The organism is Mycobacterium sp. P4_H6, from assembly GCF_056400845.1.
On sequence record NZ_JBFUKN010000063.1, the window covers coordinates 19,673 to 36,085 of the forward strand.

The 16,413-nt window shown below is 66.7% G+C and carries 15 protein-coding genes and 1 pseudogene; 7 read left to right on the top strand and 9 right to left on the bottom strand.

Going from position 1 to position 16,413, the window contains the following annotated elements:
• Nucleotides 1-2: 2 nt before the first annotated feature.
• The 3 genes from AC1DTF_RS22665 to AC1DTF_RS22675 all read right to left on the bottom strand — a co-directional run bounded on the left by AC1DTF_RS22665 (nt 3) and on the right by AC1DTF_RS22675 (nt 3,059).
• Nucleotides 3-668 carry a class I SAM-dependent methyltransferase gene (locus tag AC1DTF_RS22665; RefSeq protein ID WP_477475706.1) on the bottom strand — a complete coding sequence of 222 codons (666 nt, stop codon included), beginning with the start codon at nt 666-668 and terminating at the stop codon, nt 3-5.
• A gap of 21 nt (nt 669-689) precedes the next feature.
• Nucleotides 690-1,394, bottom strand: coding sequence for a dienelactone hydrolase family protein (locus AC1DTF_RS22670; protein WP_477475707.1), 705 nt, complete (start codon nt 1,392-1,394; stop codon nt 690-692).
• Nucleotides 1,395-1,685: 291 nt separating this feature from the next.
• Entirely contained in the window at nt 1,686-3,059 is a 1,374-nt protein-coding gene (locus AC1DTF_RS22675; RefSeq protein ID WP_477475708.1) for a cytochrome P450, read from the bottom strand.
• A 97-nt stretch (nt 3,060-3,156) separates the two neighbouring features.
• Here AC1DTF_RS22675 and AC1DTF_RS22680 point away from each other — a divergent pair, with 97 nt between their 5' ends.
• The 4 genes and pseudogenes from AC1DTF_RS22680 to AC1DTF_RS22695 all read left to right on the top strand — a co-directional run bounded on the left by AC1DTF_RS22680 (nt 3,157) and on the right by AC1DTF_RS22695 (nt 7,644).
• The gene (locus tag AC1DTF_RS22680) at nt 3,157-5,295 is read left to right on the top strand and encodes an Rv1355c family protein (RefSeq protein WP_477475709.1); all 2,139 of its coding nucleotides are present in this window, start codon (nt 3,157-3,159) and stop codon (nt 5,293-5,295) included.
• 200 nt (nt 5,296-5,495) lie between these two features.
• Nucleotides 5,496-5,708: pseudogene (locus tag AC1DTF_RS22685) on the top strand (TROVE domain-containing protein); the annotation flags it as partial.
• Nucleotides 5,709-5,783: 75 nt separating this feature from the next.
• The gene (locus tag AC1DTF_RS22690) at nt 5,784-6,548 is read left to right on the top strand and encodes a DUF2127 domain-containing protein (protein ID WP_477475710.1); all 765 of its coding nucleotides are present in this window, start codon (nt 5,784-5,786) and stop codon (nt 6,546-6,548) included.
• A gap of 157 nt (nt 6,549-6,705) precedes the next feature.
• Nucleotides 6,706-7,644 carry an antibiotic biosynthesis monooxygenase gene (locus AC1DTF_RS22695; protein WP_477475711.1) on the top strand — a complete coding sequence of 313 codons (939 nt, stop codon included), beginning with the start codon at nt 6,706-6,708 and terminating at the stop codon, nt 7,642-7,644.
• 15 nt (nt 7,645-7,659) lie between these two features.
• On the opposite strand, the gene AC1DTF_RS22700 is transcribed toward AC1DTF_RS22695, so the two are convergent.
• Nucleotides 7,660-8,451, bottom strand: a complete 792-nt coding sequence (locus AC1DTF_RS22700) for a bestrophin-like domain (RefSeq protein ID WP_057167424.1) — start codon at nt 8,449-8,451, stop codon at nt 7,660-7,662.
• A 199-nt stretch (nt 8,452-8,650) separates the two neighbouring features.
• Here AC1DTF_RS22700 and AC1DTF_RS22705 point away from each other — a divergent pair, with 199 nt between their 5' ends.
• The gene (locus AC1DTF_RS22705) at nt 8,651-9,121 is read left to right on the top strand and encodes a hypothetical protein (protein WP_057167423.1); all 471 of its coding nucleotides are present in this window, start codon (nt 8,651-8,653) and stop codon (nt 9,119-9,121) included.
• A gap of 26 nt (nt 9,122-9,147) precedes the next feature.
• Here AC1DTF_RS22705 and AC1DTF_RS22710 read toward each other — a convergent pair whose 3' ends face one another.
• Nucleotides 9,148-10,599: a class I adenylate-forming enzyme family protein gene (locus AC1DTF_RS22710; protein WP_477475712.1), complete on the bottom strand. Its 1,452-nt coding sequence runs from the start codon at nt 10,597-10,599 to the stop codon at nt 9,148-9,150.
• 36 nt (nt 10,600-10,635) lie between these two features.
• A complete protein-coding gene (locus AC1DTF_RS22715; protein WP_477475713.1) occupies nt 10,636-11,217 on the bottom strand; it encodes a TetR/AcrR family transcriptional regulator in 582 nt (193 codons plus the stop codon).
• Between the two features lie 190 nt (nt 11,218-11,407).
• Between AC1DTF_RS22715 and AC1DTF_RS22720 the strand changes: the two genes are divergently transcribed.
• Nucleotides 11,408-12,973: an FAD-dependent oxidoreductase gene (locus tag AC1DTF_RS22720; RefSeq protein ID WP_477475714.1), complete on the top strand. Its 1,566-nt coding sequence runs from the start codon at nt 11,408-11,410 to the stop codon at nt 12,971-12,973.
• Here the strand turns inward: AC1DTF_RS22720 and AC1DTF_RS22725 are convergent.
• A complete protein-coding gene (locus AC1DTF_RS22725) occupies nt 12,970-13,200 on the bottom strand; it encodes a hypothetical protein (RefSeq protein ID WP_477475715.1) in 231 nt (76 codons plus the stop codon). The genes AC1DTF_RS22720 and AC1DTF_RS22725 overlap by 4 nt on opposite strands.
• 100 nt (nt 13,201-13,300) lie before the next feature.
• On the opposite strand from AC1DTF_RS22725, the gene AC1DTF_RS22730 reads away from it, so the two are divergent.
• Nucleotides 13,301-13,585 (top strand): hypothetical protein, encoded by a 285-nt coding sequence (locus AC1DTF_RS22730; protein ID WP_057167418.1) that lies wholly within the window; start codon nt 13,301-13,303, stop codon nt 13,583-13,585.
• Nucleotides 13,586-13,588: 3 nt separating this feature from the next.
• On the opposite strand, the gene AC1DTF_RS22735 is transcribed toward AC1DTF_RS22730, so the two are convergent.
• Both AC1DTF_RS22735 and AC1DTF_RS22740 read right to left on the bottom strand, forming a co-directional pair.
• The gene (locus AC1DTF_RS22735; RefSeq protein ID WP_477475716.1) at nt 13,589-14,704 is read right to left on the bottom strand and encodes an acyl-CoA dehydrogenase family protein; all 1,116 of its coding nucleotides are present in this window, start codon (nt 14,702-14,704) and stop codon (nt 13,589-13,591) included.
• Nucleotides 14,705-15,937, bottom strand: a complete 1,233-nt coding sequence (locus AC1DTF_RS22740) for an acyl-CoA dehydrogenase family protein (protein ID WP_477475717.1) — start codon at nt 15,935-15,937, stop codon at nt 14,705-14,707.
• Nucleotides 15,938-16,413 lie beyond the last annotated feature (476 nt).

Consider the following 16,413-nt stretch of genomic DNA (forward strand, 5'->3'; position numbering starts at 1 on the left):
TCTCAGTTCTTCCGGGCCGACAGCAGCAGCGCGGGCAGCTTCACGCGGCCCTTGGCGTCGCTGTCAAAACTGTGATCGGGAAGATTTGGGACATCGGGCAGTTGCACCGCCACGAAGGCTGGCTGGACGTTCTCGATGTTCCAGACCCGCGACACCACTCCGCGCAATTCGGCTTCGGTTACCAGGTTCGGCACTGGGAACGGGGAATCCGGGGGCAGCGCGTCGGTGGTGAATACGAGCATGTGCAGCACCGCGCCGGTTGCGGACACCTCATGGATGCCACGCAGGTAATCCTCGCGCGCCTCTACCGGCAGCGAATGGAACAGCGTGCAGTCGACGATGGTGTTGAACGATTCGCCGTCCACGCTGAGGGTGCGCAGGTCGCCTTGCACGAAACGGACATTGGTCAGTTCACGCTCTGCGGCGGCGCGCGAGGCGGCCGCGATGGCGACGGTGGAGATATCGGCGCCGACGACCTCGTACCCGGCTTCGGCCAGTGCCAGTGCCACATCGCCCACACCGCAGCCGGCGTCCAGGACGGGGCTGGTGATCTTGCCCGCGTCGATCAGCGCGACGATYTCGGGCTGCGCCTCACCGATGTTCCACGGCGGTGGGCCCGCGAAGATGTGGTCGGAGTAAGCAGCATCCCAGTCCATCACTTCAGCCATAACTGGAGAGCGTAGCGGGAGTCAGCGCAGATGTTCACCGAAGAAGGTCAGGATCCGCCGCCAGGCATCCTCGGCCTCCGGTTCGGAGTATTCCATCCCGGCGATCCGCTCGATCACATTGAACGGAGCCGGGATCCCGAAATCGTTCATGAAGCTGTGGCCGACATTCAGATACTCCTTGATGTCGCGGGGCACGTCGCCCTTGGCGAGCACGGCTTCCAGTGCGGCCGCGGATCCACTGCGGGCGATCCGGTCCTTTGCGCCGTAACTCGCCACCACGGGGCACGATTCGGCGAGCACCTCGATGTTCTTGGGACTCAGCCCGTAGTTCGGCGCGGTGGCGTCGAACAGACCGCTGGGCGCGAGTTGCAGGACGAAGCCGGCGCCCATGCAGAAGCCGACCAGGCCGACCTTGCCGGTGCAGTTCGGGTCGGCGAGCAGATGGTCGCGTGCCGCGATGATGTCATCGAAGGAGTCGCCGGTGCCCGTGAAGTGGGTGCGGATGGCGGAGATCATGCATCGGATCTTGAGGCCCCGGCCGTAGAGTGCGGGCGCCAGCGTGAGATATCCCGCTGCGGCGAGGCGGTCGCTGATGCGTCGCACATCGGCGGTCATCCCGCGCACGTCCTGGACCACGATGACGGCCGGCCAGGGACCCTCCGTGGTGGGTGTCGCGAGGTAGCCGGGCAAAGGGCCGGCGGGTGCTGGGTAGGTGACCTTCGGCATGTGGGTTATCCCGTTGTTGTTCAGCTGATCTGGTGGCCAGCGCATTCGGCAGGTTGGCGACGGTACGCACGCACTGCCGACCCAGCCTGCCATACCGCTGAACCATAGGGTCGCACTGGAATACAAGTTGCCTGTATTGTCGAGGTCATGACGGACTTTCTCATGACGCGGCGACGCGGCTGATCCGCGGGGGTCAGGTCCTCACTCCCGCCGGCCCCGCGGACGGCGATTGACCAACTGGCGAGCGTTGATCCCTGGTGCGGGTGTTYGTGGGGTATGCCCCACCAGGGATCAACGCGCAGCCACCCGGGCGCGGATCGGGCCGACCGGCACCATGGTGAACGGCACGGCCAGGGGGAAATCGGCTTCCAGCGCGGTGATCTGCACGTCGCGGATGATGGTGGCGATCGCGAGCGTCGCCTCCAGCATCGCGAAATGATCGCCGATACAGGAACGTGGGCCGCCACCGAAGGGCACGTACTGCCAGCGGTCGCGGTCCTTTGAGTTCTGGGCGCTGAACCGCTCGGGGTCGAACTCCAAGGGGTTTGCCCACAGTGACGGATCACGTTGCACCGACATGCGGCCGAACACCAGCATGGTGCCGGCCTCGACCCGGTACCCGGCCACCTCGACATCCCGTGTCGCCCTGCGCGAGCCGGTCGGCCCCGGCGGGCACAGCCGCAGCGCTTCCTTGATCACCTGGACGGTGTAGCCCAGACGGCCGACATCGTCGGTGGTCAGCCTCCGGTCCCCGAGCGCGGCAACCTCGGCGAAGACCCGGTCCTGGATCTCGGGGTGTCGTCCCAGCGACCACAGGGTGTAGGTCAGCGTGGTGGCGGTGGTGTCCTGCCCGGCGAATAGGAAGATGATCATCTCGTCGCGGATCTCGTTGTCCGACAGCGGCTGGCCGGTCTCCGGGTCGGTGGCGGCGATGAGTGCGTGCACCAGGGGAGCGTCCAGGGTGGGGTCGGCGCGGCAGGCGGTGATGATCTCGCCGGCCAGCCGGCGGATACTTTCGGTCGCCGCCCGGGCCCGTCGCCGCGCCGGTGTCGGCAACCAGGACGGTGCCCGCAGCGGGCGCAGCGCGCGGGCCACGGCGTAACTGGTGGCCACCCGCAGCGGTTCGGCTACGTCATCGGATCTTTCGTCGAGGTCCAGTCCCAGCACCGAGCGCCCCAGCGCCCGCATGGACAACTGCCGGGCCTGGCTGTCCAGGTCGATCTCGCTGCCGTCCACCCAAGAGTCCGTGATCATTTCGGCAGCCTCTGCCATATGTCCGGCAAAAGAGTCGACGCGTTGCTTGGTGAAAACAGGTTGCAGGGTGCGCCGGCGAGGTAGCCATTCATCGTGTGGCAAGACGAAAAGGTTGCCCCCGATGAGGCTGCGCAACTGGGCGGCGACGGCACTGGTCTTGTCGATGGAACCGTCGCGGACGCTGACGATATCGCGTATTCCCTGAGGTGACGTGGCCACCACGACGGGCGGCATGAGCCAACTCGGGCCGAGGCTGAACCGGGTCACCGGACCGCCCGCATCACGCAGGATGTCGGTGCCGGTGTGGAAATTGCGCAACGCGTCCCGTCTTTGCCGGTACGGCAGCGGATTGAGCGGGGCGAGAGGCAGTTCGGCAACGGTCCGATCATGCGCAATGTCGGGCAAGGACATACCTCCGTCGAGTCGGTCGCTACGCCCCCGTTGAATCGGTCCTAGTGTACGACTCGGATGAGTTGGCGCCGCGGCGCCCGAGGATGACGAGGACAGCATGCCGATCGCTTACCGTGCACAGATTCTGGACCCGGCCGACCCCGCCGACAGCGAAATCCTCGCCACGCTGCGCCGGGACCCGGGCATCGAATTCCTGGACCACCACGGGCAGCAACTGGCAAGCCTGCAGGGTCTGCGCCCGGAACCGGATCCCGATCTGGTCGCCGAACCCGGCAGGTGGGCGTTCTATCCGTGGCGGCGCACCGCCGTGTCGGTGCTGGGCCCCCGCGCATTTCGGGCGCTGCGGCTGGACCGCAACCGCAACAGCATCACCGCCGCCGAGCAGGATCGGCTCGGCGAGCTCTCGATCGGGGTCGCCGGGCTGAGCGTCGGACACATCATCGCCCACACGCTGGCCATGCAGGGGGTGTGCGGCAGTTTGCGGCTGGCCGATTTCGATGAGCTGGAACTGTCGAACCTCAACCGGGTCCCGGCCACCGTTCTCGATCTCGGGGTGAACAAGGCGTACGTCGCCGCGCGCCGGATCGCCGAGATCGATCCGTACCTGCCCGTCGAGGTGTTCGAGACGGGACTCAATCCCGAGACACTCGACGCCTTCGTCGACGGTCTGGACATCGCGGTCGAGGAGTGCGATTCGCTGCACATGAAAGCCGTGCTCCGGTTGGCTGCGCAGCAGCGGCGGATCCCGGTGCTGATGGCGACCAGCGACCGCGGGATCGTCGATGTGGAGCGGTTCGATCACGAACCGGGCCGGCCGATCCTGCACGGACTGCTCGGACAGCTCGATATCGACCTGCTGCCGGGCATGACCAATCGTGAGAAGATCCCGCACATCCTGCGCCACCTGGAGGCCGACCGGCTCTCGGCGCGCATCGCGGCATCGTTGATCGAGATCGACAAGTCGCTGTCGACCTGGCCGCAGACGGCCGCCGATGTCGGTATCGGTGCGTGTGCGGTGACCGAGGCCGTCCGCCGGATCGGGCTGGGGGAGGAGTTGCGTTCCGGGCGGACCCGCCTCGACATCGGCTGGGCGCTCGACCAGATACATGAGCCCGAGATGAGCCACCACAGTGGCGATGAGGCCGAATGGATTGAATCAGCCGGCAGCGCAGCAGCTTCGGAGACAGTCCCGGGCGAACTTCTCGGCGACCTCGCGGTGGCGGCCATGCGGGCACCCTCGGGTGGCAATGTTCAGCCGTGGCGCATCGGGGTCCGGCCGGACGGTGTCGACATCGCGATCGCGCCCACCTACACGTCCACGATGGACGTCGGATTCCGCGGCAGCGCGGTGGCGGTGGGCGCGGCATTGCTGAACACCCGGATCGCGGCGGCCGCGCACAGCGCGCTCGGCGAGGTCACCGTCTCCGAGGATGCCGGCGGCGTGCCATTGCAGGCTCGATTGCGGCTCGGGACAGCTGCCGACGCCGATCTGGCCGGGCTCTTCGGGGCGATGATGGCGCGCGAGACGAACCGTCATCACGGCGAACCACACCCCATCGACGCGGAGGTCGTCGCGGCCCTCACTGCGGCGGCCGAACACCAGGGTGGCCGGCTCAGGCTGCTCACCGAGCGTGCGGACATGGAGAGGGCGGCGACGATTTTCGCTGCCGCGGACCGGATCCGGTTCCTGACACCGCATCTGCACGGGGAGATGATCTCCGAGCTGCGCTGGCCGGGCGACCCCGATCCGGACGCCGGTATCGATGTGCGCAACCTCGAATTTGACGAAGGAGACATGGCGGTGCTCGGCGTGCTGCGCCGCCCCGACGTGATGGCCCAACTGGCCGGGTGGCAGGCCGGGTCGGCGCTGGGCGACGACATGCGCGATCGCGTCCTGGCCAGCTCGGCGCTCGCCGTCATCAGCGTGCCGGGGCGCGAACTTCGTGACTACGCGACCGGCGGCTCCGCGGTGGAGGCGGTGTGGATCACCGCCCAGCAGCGCGGTGTCGGCGCCCAGCCGGTGTCCCCGGTCTTCCTCTATGCGCAGACCCCCGAGGATCTGCACGAGCTGTCCCCGTCGTATGCCGGTGAATTGGGCACGCTGCAGCGAGAATTCGATGAGCTGATCGGACTGGACGCGGATGAGTCGATTGCGCTGACCCTGCGCCTGGCCCATACCCCGCCGACCTCATTGCCCAGCCGGCGCAGCAGGGATCGGCTGTCGCTGGCGCTCTGATACCGGCGCGGGTGTCCAAAAGGGGAACACCTGCAGCAATAATCGGTTGCGGCGGTGGATATCTTGATTTCATGGGCACCCGTCGCAAACCCTTGCTCGATGTCAGGGAGCCGTCGTACGCGCAGCGTACGTACTGGCCCTGACATCACGGAAGCGACTTCGGTATGCGCCGGAGTGAATCGGTTATCGACCCTTAATCGACGGACAACGAAACCTGGTACGGCAGCGTGCATCCGCACCAGGCGCTGGCGGAGTACCGGCGCAAGACCGGTATCCCGGCCCGGCTGGTGGTCGTCGCGATGACGGCCACCGGGAACTCGATCGCCGATCCGGCCGACCCCGGTCAGCTCGACGTCTCGGGTTTCGACGGTTCGGTGCCTCAGCTGCTCGCCGATTTCGGTCGCGGGTTGTAGCAGCTTCGGCGCGTTCTCGTACGCTCGACGTACGAGAACGCGCCGGAGTCGCGTACCGGCGCAGGAGGGCACCCGATGAAACTGGATTTCGCACTGCGATCCTGCGGTCTGCACGGGCACGCGACCTTCGCCCCCGACGAGACCGAACTCGCCGACCGGCTACGGGTGGACACCCCGGTCGGGGAGGCCTGGCGCTGCCTGCGCTGTGAGACGTTCGTCGTGGGGGCACCCCGTGGGCGCGGGCCGGCCGATACCGCGCCGGAGGTGCCGCGCGGACGGCTGCTGCGCGACCGGACACTGATGCGGGTGCTGGCCGTGGAACGGGTGATCCGCGCGCTGGTCATCCTGCTGGTGGCCGCCGGGGTGTTCGCGTTGCGCAGGTCGCACACCGAGCTGCAGCAGAAGTTCGAAGCGGAGCTCCCGTTGCTCAGACCGCTGGGTGATCAGATCGGCTGGAACCTCGACGATTCCAAGATCGTCCGGCACATCGGCGAGGCCTTCACCCTGTCGGAGACCACACTGCTGTGGATCGCCATCGGGCTGATCGCGTACGCCCTCATCGAACTCATCGAGGCGGTCGGGCTGTGGTCGATGAAGCGCTGGGGCGAATATTTCGCGGTGGTCGCCACGAGTGCCTTTCTGCCGCTGGAGATCTACGAGCTGACCGAGAAGGTGACCACTTTGCGGCTGCTGGCGGTGCTGATCAACATCGTGGCGGTGGTGTGGCTGTTGTGGAGCAAGCGGCTGTTCGGTCTCAACGGCGGCGGGCAGGCCTACCTCGCCGAGCATCACAGCGAGAGCCTGCTCAGCGTCGAGCGTGCCGGGCTCGACAAGAGTTGATCGGTGAAGGCGGCGGGACCAATTGCGCGTTTCTCCACGCGATTACCGGACATGCGAGGACCCTGGGTAGCGGGCCGAGGAGGGTCTGGCCGAGGAGGAAAGAGCGCATGCGGAACAACGATGCGGTGCCGGCCTTCTGCGGATACGGCAGACCACGATGACCGCCGTGGCCGTCACAGTTTTCGAGCGTGCCGCGGATCCGGCGGTTTTCGAGGGTTGGGAGACCGACGTGCGATCGGCCGTCGAGGCGGCGCCGGGATACGTCGCATGCGCCGCGTCGATCTCAGACGACGCGCCGCTGGACTGCGCGCTGGCGGTGACCTTCGAGTCCGAGGACCTGCTGCACGCGTGGCTGGACTGTGCCACGTGGAAAGAGCTGGTGCGCAGCGCGGCCGGGCGAGGCTTTCCACGGCTCGCTTCCGATTTGGTGATCGTCGACGGTGCCGTGATGCCAACCGGCGTCGCGGTTCTCGCCTCCAGCGTGTCCAGTGGCATGGAAGGCGAGTTCCAGACGACCCATACAAGACTGACGACGGCCGCCTCCCGCTTTACCGGATACGAGGGCACTGCGGTCTTCCCACCGGGGTTGTTGGGCACATGGATGTCGCTGATTCGATTCCGTACCGAACCTCAGTTGACGGCGTGGCTGCAGTCTCCGCAGCGTGCGGAGGTCCTGCCGCCGGTGCGGTCGAGCTTGACGAGGGATTTTGCGGTGTTCGCCCAAACCACCCCATTCGGTACCACTGTGCGCACCGTGGACGGCAAACCGAAGATGACGCCGGCCTGGAAGTCGGCGATGCTGCTGTTGATGGTGCTCTATCCCTTGGTGATGCTGAACTCGAAATTCCTAGCGCCGGTGATCACCGGTCTCGGCGCCGAGCCATGGTTGTCGGTGTGGATCATTCAGGTGTTCAGCGTGGCACTGATGCAGTGGTTGTTGATGCCCACAGTGGCGAGATGGTGCCGCCGTTGGCTCGACCCGGTGGAAGGCTCCGAACCACGAATCAGTCTGCGCGGTGCCGCGGTAGCCGTCATCGTCTACGGCGTGGCATTGGCGATCTTTGCAACCGTCGACGTGCTTCAGTACTGGGATTGACCGCCCGATGAAGGATCACGTGCCTCGGTCGATCGAATCGAAAACGACCAACGATTGCTCGAACGGCTCTGGCGTGACGCCCAGCTGATTCCCGAACGGGTGGTCGAGCCAGTACACGATGAACAGCAGCAGGCCGAGCAGCACAGCGACCGCGCTCAGCAGGATCAGATGCGCACGAATGCTGCCTAGATGCATGAAGCCGCCGAGTGCCAACAGAACGACACCGCCGAAAAGCAGCCCAGTCCATAACAATCCGGGTATCTGCGGCTTGGCGTCCAGAATTCTCTGATTCCGCTGCGATGCCAGCGTGCTCAGCTGGTCGAGGAACTTTTGGCTCACCGGGCTCGACTCGACGTTCGACTGCCCGCTGCCGAGCACCCCGTACATCTCGTTGAGCGCGTCTCGTGCGCCCTCGGTTCCGATACCGACCCGGATGGCATGTTCCCATTCAGGGCCCTCGACCGCATTCGCGTATTTGCGCAGTAGCGCCCGCATCTGGGCCTGCTCCGGTGTCGGCATGCCAACGGTCTGCCGGTACATCGTTATCAGGGTTGAGGCTTCGTTGGAGACGTTGGTCTCAGCGGAGGAGAACTGTTCCCAGGCCACGACGATGGTGAACCCGAGCAGCGCGCCGTAGACCAGTCCGACGCAGGTCATGAACGGCGACAGTGCACCGTTGTGAGACTCTGGCACCGGTTTGGAGAGGGTGCGCTTGGCCAGCCAGATGCTGCCGACCCCGACCAACACCGACACCAGCAAGGCCAGAGCGAGGAGCAGCCAGAGGCCGCCTATTCCGAAGTCGCCCACCCTTACCTCCGCACATGGGGCGCGCCTCACAGCGCCGCTGGATATCACCCGCGTAGCTCTACGGCCAGCCTAGGTCAATGTGAGCTGTGCGGTGGTCTGTTGACTGGCACGGTGTGACCCCCGGGTCAGAAACCTGCTTCCCACACCTGATTTTGCGGTTGTGGTCGGACGTCGATCCGGCTGGTGGTATGGACAACGAATGGATTTCGCGAGCTGGAGTCTGGGCCTTTCGCTGATCGTGCTGACGCTCGCGATCCACACCACGGGTGTGGTGCTGTTGGCGTTCAAGTTGGAGACCAGGATTCGGGGACGCGGTGATGGCGACGAGCACAAGGATGAACGACTGCGGGCGATCCCCACGGTGATCGGCAGTATCGCCGCCGTCGCGCTGATACTGACCGCTCTGCACGGGTTGGAGGGTGTCTTGTGGGCATTGGCGTACTGGTGGCTGGGGGCCCTCGACTCGTTCACAGACGCATCGGTGTATTCGCTGGGCAGTATGACCACATTCGACATACCGGGATTGGCGTTGCCGCCACGGTTCCGCATGCTGAGCGCGTTGGAGGCGGTCAACGGTGCATTGCTGTTCGGCATCAGCACCGCGTTCCTCTTCGCGGTGATGCAAGCGCACTGGCTGAGGATCTCGCACCGGCGCACGCCGCCGGAGTGACTTTCGACGCTTTCTCGGATCCGCCGTCAGGTGTTTGATTGCGCAGTCAATGACTGGCGCACCGCATTTTTGGCGACCTTGCCGTTGCTGGTGACGGGAAGCGCGTCGACGAAGCGCACCTGTCGGGGCCGCTTGAATCCGGCCAGATGCGCCCGCACATGGGCGATCAGTTCATCGGCGGTCGGCTGAGCCGGTCCGGGCACCACGACCGCACAGATGGCTTCACCCCAGTACTCGTCGGGCACACCGATCACGGCGGCCTGCTCGACACCGGGATGCAGCGACAGCACGTCTTCGACTTCGCGCGAGGACACGTTCTCGCCGCCGGTGATGATGATGTCCTTGAGGCGGTCGGTCACCACGAGTCGTCCGCTGTCATCGATGAACCCGGCGTCGCCGGTGTGCAGCCAGCCGTCGACGGCCGCAGGTCCGTCCGGCCAGTAATGTGCGGCGACCTGCGCGCCGCGGATCAGGATTTCGCCGTCGTCGGCGATGCGGATGTTCACCTCGCTGTGCGGACGGCCCGCACTGCGCAGCACCGCGGGATCGTCGGAGAGGTGGTCGGACGGGCCGAGAAAGGTGATGTTGCCGCCGGTTTCGGTCATCCCGTAGCCCTGGTGGAACCCGACCCCGAGCCGCTCGACCGCACGGCGTAGCAGATCGGCGGGTATCGCCGCCGAACCGTAGGAGATATCGCGCAGCGTCGGCAGTTCGGCAGGGGCATCCTGCAGATGCGCCAGCAGGCTGTGCAGCATCGTCGGGGCCAGCGAACACGAGGTGACCCCATGGGCATTGACTGCCGCGACGAAGGCGTCGGGCCGGAACGCGGGCACCGGCAACACCGTGGACGCCGCGCTGTGGTGCACCAGCATGTTGTAACCGGCGATATGGCACATCGGAAAGGGCAGCAGGTAGACCCCGCCCGCGCGCACCGAGCGGCCTGCGACCGTGCCACGCACCGCAGTGGTGAGGGAACGGTGGGTGTGCAGCACACCTTTGGGAGGTCCGGTGGATCCACTGGTGAACAGCAGCCAGACCGCATCGTCGGGGTGCACCGCGACATCCGGCTCCGTCATCGAATGCTGTTGCCACTGGGTGCTTTCGAAGGAAAACAACCCGTCGGCCGCTCCGGTGAGGGGCTCCAGGTAGCGGGCGTCACCCAGCACGAGCGCGGGCTGAACCCGGCGCAGCTGGTCGAGGTGCTCAGAGACGCTCAGCCGCTGATTGATCAATGTGAGGATGCGCCCGCTGCGCGGCACCGCGTAGTACAGGCGGGCGTAGTCGGCGCTGTTGTCGGCGAGGACTGCGATCCGGTCACCGGGCCGGCTGCGTTCGGTGATCCAGGAGGCGCGTTCGCGCACCTGAGAGTCGAACTGCGCGAACGACACCGCGGTGCCATCGGCGGCGATGAGCGCGGCGCGATCCGGGGCGACGCCTGCCGCGGCGGTCACCAGTTCGTGGATGAGGTCGATGGTCATGTGCCGGTGACGTTACGCACGTGCACCCCGCGGAGTTCAGTCGGTGTCGGGCAGGATGAGCGAGATCATGGTGTCGAGCCGGTCGGCCATCGCGTGGTAGCTCATCACGCTCGTCTGCACCTGCAGCAGGGCGCCCCAGAACATGGTCTCCAACGCGTCCAGCACCTCCGGCCAGGCGCCCATTCCGAGGGCGGCGGCCGTCCGGCGGTGTACCTCGGCTGCGACCCGGGCGCGCACCCCGGCCACCGCGTCGTCACCATCGCTGAGCAGTGCCCGTGCGCAGGCCGAGGCCAGCAGGGGTTCGTCGGCGAGCACCAGTGTCACGGCCCGCAATTGGGCGCTGACCCGGGCACCCATACCCGCGCGGGGATCGATGGTCAGCGGCAGCGCGTACACCCGGTTGAGGTACAGCTCGGCGAACATCGCGTCGATGGACGGAAAGTGCGCGGACACGGTGGACGGGGTGACCCGGGCTCTGGCGGCCAGTTCGGCGATGGACAGTTCGGCTCGCGCGTCGAGGATCGCCGCCGCCGCACCGAACACCTGTCGGTGGGTGTGCTTGCGGCGATACGCCGGATCCTGCAGGTAGGTGACTTCAGCCACCGCTGGGCTGGACATGTGTCCAAGGTATAGCGGTACCGGAAGATTGGCAACAGCTCTGGCCGCAGTGCGTATGACGTGCACTTACATGTCGGACACGGCGCGGCGACGGTCGGGCCGGGGTGGAAGACGGGCGTGCTCGCATGGACTAATCAGACAAGTGTCCAGTATTCTCGGAGGCGTTCCGGACCGAGCCGAGGGGGATGTCATGGCCTACGTGATCACGCAGAACTGCTGCAAGGACGCCAGCTGCGTGCCCGTCTGCCCGGTCGACTGCATCCGGCCGGTGGGCGCCTCCGCCGCGGACATGCTCTACATCGACCCGGAATCCTGCATCGACTGCGGAGCCTGTTTCGACGAATGTCCCGTCGGCGCGATCCACTATGAGGAGGACCTCCCGGCCGGGCAGGAACGCTTCAAGGACATCAACGCCGCCTACTTCGAGCGGCATCCGCTGGAGCCGGACACCACCGCACCTCCCGCGTCCCGTCACGGCGTCGCGCCAGGCGATCTACGGATCGCCGTGGTGGGCGCGGGACCGGCGGCCTGCTACGCCGCGGCCGAACTGATCGCCATCGACGGGGTGGAGGTGAATCTGTTCGAACGGCTGCCCACCCCGTTCGGGCTGATCCGCGCCGGCGTCGCACCCGATCATCAGCACACCAAATCGGTGGTCGGCATCTTCGAGCGCATCTTCACCAACCCGCGCTTCGGCTGCCATCTCGGCGTCGAGATCGGCCGCGATCTGACCCACGAGGAGCTGCTTGCGCACCATCATGCGGTGATCTACGCGGTCGGGGCGGCGACCAGCCGCGACCTCGGCGTGCCGGGGGAGGATCTGCCCGGCAGTCATCCGGCCGCCGATTTCGTCGGCTGGTACAACGGACATCCCGACCATGGCGACCGCAGCTTCGATCTCGGCACCGAGCGGGCGGTGATCGTCGGTAACGGCAATGTGGCCCTCGATGTCGCCCGTGTGTTGCTGATGGATCAGCAGGCACTCGGTGCGACCGATATCGCCGCACATGCGCTCCAGGCGCTGCGCGACAGCTTGATCGAGGAGGTGGTGATCCTGGGCAGGCGCGGCGTGGCCGACGCCGCCTTCTCGGTGGGCGAGTTCCTGGCGCTGGGCCACCTCGACGGTATCGACGTGATCATCGATGGGCCGCTTGAGGACCCGGTCGATGACACCGACCTGTGGGCCACCCTGAAACTGGACATCGCACGCGAGTACGCCGAGCGGCCGATGACTCCCGGCAACAAGCGGATCGTGTTCCGGTTCATGAGCAGCCCGGTGGAGATCGTCGGTGACGAGAAGGTGCGGGCGCTGCGGGTGACCGACGGCGACCTTTCCACCGGTCTGGTGCTGCGGTCCATCGGGTACCGGGGAGTCCCCGTCGCGGGTCTGCCGTTCGACGAGACCGCGGGCGTGGTGCCCAATACGGGTGGCCGGGTCGACGGTGCGCCCGGCAGTTACGTGACGGGCTGGATCAAGCGGGGGCCGCGCGGGGTGATCGGCACCAACCGGACCTGCGCCGAGGAAACCGTCGGTGAGCTGTGGCGTGATCACCTCGACGGCGCGCTGAGCCGTGCCGTTATCGGCCCGGACGGGTTGCGGAAACTGCTGCAGGACAGGGGAGTACAGGCCGTCGACTGGTCGGGATGGCGGGCGATCGACGCCGCCGAACGGGAACGCGGCACCGCCGCATCGCGGCCGAGGGTGAAGTTCATCGGCATACCCGAGATGCGCACCGCGGCGCTCGGTACGCCTTAGCGGGAAACGGTGGCGTCCTCACGGAACTCGATGGGACGGCGCAGCATCCACCGGTAGACGGTGACGCCCGGCATCATCACGGGCCAGAGCACGCCGAAGACAACGCTGACCACGATCAGGGCGACGTTGGCGCGGTGGCCGGTGGACCGGATGACCCGCCAGAACCAGGCGGCACAGAACCCGCCCACCAGCAGGTAGGCAGCCACAGTCAGCGCCGAGATCCCCATAGGAAATTCAGCGTACCGCGCGCGTGTTACGGCTTGTGGCAAAGCTTGCGGCGGTTGGGTGACGACCGTGCCGCGCCGAGGCGTCCCTAGACTCTGGGCCATGGATGCCAGCAGCGATGCAGAGGCGGCGGGTGCGGAGCGACGGCTCGTCATCAGGGTCAATTCGAACGCCAAGATGTCGCGCGGCAAGGCGGCCGCGCACGCCGTGCATGCGGCACTGAAGCTCTACGGCATCGAGTACGACCATCCGGTGATCGTCATCGGCGGTAAACCCGACGAAATACTGGAGCAGACCGTGCACATCCGTGATGCGGGCCGCACCGAACTGGAACCGGGCACCCTGACCGCGGGGGCGAGCTGGGAGTACCGACCCCGCGCCGAATGACGGCTACGGCCGGGTCAGCTCCGCGTACCGCGCGACATGGTGGTCGGTGGAACCGAATTCGTACTGGATGGCGGTCAGGCGCTTGAAATAGTGCCCGATGGCCAGTTCTTCGGTCATCCCCATGCCGCCGTGCAGTTGCACCGCGTTCTGGCCGATGAATCGCGCCGCCCGACCGACGGTGGCCTTGGCGGCCGACACTGCGCGGGCGCGCTCTGGCGGATCGGCTTCCAGTTTCAGCACCGCCAGATAGACGGCGGCCACCGACTGTTCGAGCTCCATGTGCATGTCCACCATGCGGTGCTGCAGCGCCTGGAAGGCGCCGATCGGGGTGCCGAACTGCTGGCGTTGCTTGCAGTATTCGACGGTGTCGGCCAACACCTTTCGCATATTCCCGACGGCCTCGGCGGCCACCGCGGCGGCACCCTCGTCGCGGGCCCGGGACAGCGATTCCCAGGCCCCGCCGTCGGCGCCCAGCAGCACGGCGCGCACCCCGGCCAACTCGATGTCGGCGGCACGCCGGTCGTCGACGGTGCGGTAGCCGTGCAGCGTCAGGCCGGCCGGGCCGTCGGAGACGTCGATCAGGAACAACGACAGTCCCGCCGGCGTGACCGCGGTGACCAGCAGGTGCGTGGCCAGCGGCGCGTTGAGGACCAGGATCTTGGTGCCGTCGAGCACCCAGTCATCACCGTCGGCGCGCGCGGTGGTGGCGACGTCCTGCCAGCGGTCACCGGACTGCGCATCGGCCGCTGCGAGCGCGACGATGGCCTGTCCTGCGGCGATCTTCTCCAGCAGGACATCGGCGACCGGGCTCTGCGCCCGCTGCAGCAGGCCGCCGGCCACCACGACGGTGTCGACGTAGGGCTCGACCACCAGCGCATGGCCAAGCGCCTCGGCTATCACCATGATTTCCACTGGGCCGCCGCCGATTCCGCCGACCTCCTCGGGCAATGCGGCGCCCAGGATGCCGAGGTCCTCGGCGAAGGCGCGCCAGATCTCGGGCTGCCAGCCGGGGCCCAGTTTGGCCGCCGCCCGGCTCGATTCCAAGCCGTAGCGAGTGGACAGGAACTTGCCGAGCCCATCGCGCAGCAGCTCCTGCTCGTCGGAAAGCGTGAAGTCCATTTACAGTCCCAACTCTGCTTTGGCGAGGATGTTGCGTTGAATCTCGTTGCTGCCGGCATAGATCGACCCGGCCCTGTCATTGAAGTAGCGCAGCGGCGCGACGGCCTGCCACGGCTCGCCGCTGACGTATCCGTCGGCCGGCGGTTCGAAGTCGGCGATCGGCCCGCCCGGGCAGGCCGCGTGCGGCTGGTAGGCGCGCCCGCGCGGCCCGGCCGCTTCCATGGCGAGTTCGGTCAGTGTCTGGCTCAGCTCGGTCGAGATCACCTTGAGCATCGAGGAGGCCGCGCCGGGATGTCCGCCGCCGGCCAGCGCCGCGAGCACCCGGTACTCCAGGATCTCCAGCACCTCGGTGCGGATCCGGGCGTCGGCCAGCTTGCGGGAGAAAGCGGGATCGTCGATCAACAGGCCGCCGCCGGGGCCAGGTTGCTCGGCGGCCACGGTGGCGATGTTCTCGGCCATCACCTGCAGGGCCGGGGCGGTCGCGCCGCCACCACGCTCGAATTCGAGCAGGTACTTGGCGACCGTCCAGCCGTCGTCGATGGCGCCGATGACGTTGGCCTTCGGGACACGCACCTCATCGAAGAACACCTGGCTCTGCACCTCCTCGCCGGAGGTCATGACCAGCGGCCGGATCTCGATTCCGGGGGTGGCCATATCGATCAGCACGAAGGTGATGCCCTGCTGCTTCTTGCCGGTGCGTGAGGTGCGCACCAGGGCGAACATCCAGTTGGCCTCGGTGGCGTGAGTGGTCCATATCTTGCTGCCGGTGCAGACCAGGTCGTCAACGTCATCAACGGCGGCCATGGTCAGCGCGGCCAGATCCGATCCCGCTTCGGGCTCGGAGTAGCCCTGGCAGAAGAACACCTCGCCGGTGAGGATGCGGGGCAGGTAGAAATCCTTCTGCTCCGCGGTGCCGAACTTCACGATCGCGTGCGCGACCATCCGGATACCCATCGGGGACAGGGTGGGCGCCCCCGCCAGCTGGGATTCACGGCTGAAGATGTAGTGCTGGGTCAGGGTCCAGTCGCAGCCGCCGTACTCGACGGGCCACGCCGGCGCCGCCCAGCCGCGTTCATGCAGGATCGCCTGCCACGCCAGGCTCGCCTCGTGGTCGCTGTACACGCTGGTCATCAGGCGTCCGGCCCGCTGAATCTCGGGCGTCATCTTGTCGGCGAGGAACTGTCGCACCTCGTCGCGGAATGCCGTGTCCGCCTTCGACCAGCTCAGGTCCATGACTCCCCGCCCTCTCCATCTGCTGTCTAACTTAGATATATAAGTAGCAGCTGAATGGCCGGTTGTGAAATCTCTGGGTGGCGGCCGTCGGTACCGCGACTGGCCTAGGGTGGGTCGGGCCGGTGTCGCTATTCCGTCGCCGCAGGTCGGGGCGCTTTTGTGAGTGATAGGCTGATGGTCTTGCCGCGGTCCGCAGTGGCAAAGTTCTTGGGATCTCCGTACGGACTGCGACACTTGTAGCCACGCCTCATGAGAACGTCGCATCGCGCGATGTGAGCCGGCACAAGACAAGCGCGGACAGTATTGCCAGAGAACGTCTCCGGCGTGCCGCAAGAGTTACAGAGCTATCAAAAGGTTGATAACGGAGCATGTGGGACGAGATTGTCGATGTGGTGTCGGTGGGAGCCGGGCCCGGTGGGCTGGCTTGCGCGGTCGCGGCAGCGGACGCCGGGCTCGACGTGTTCGTCGCGCTACCG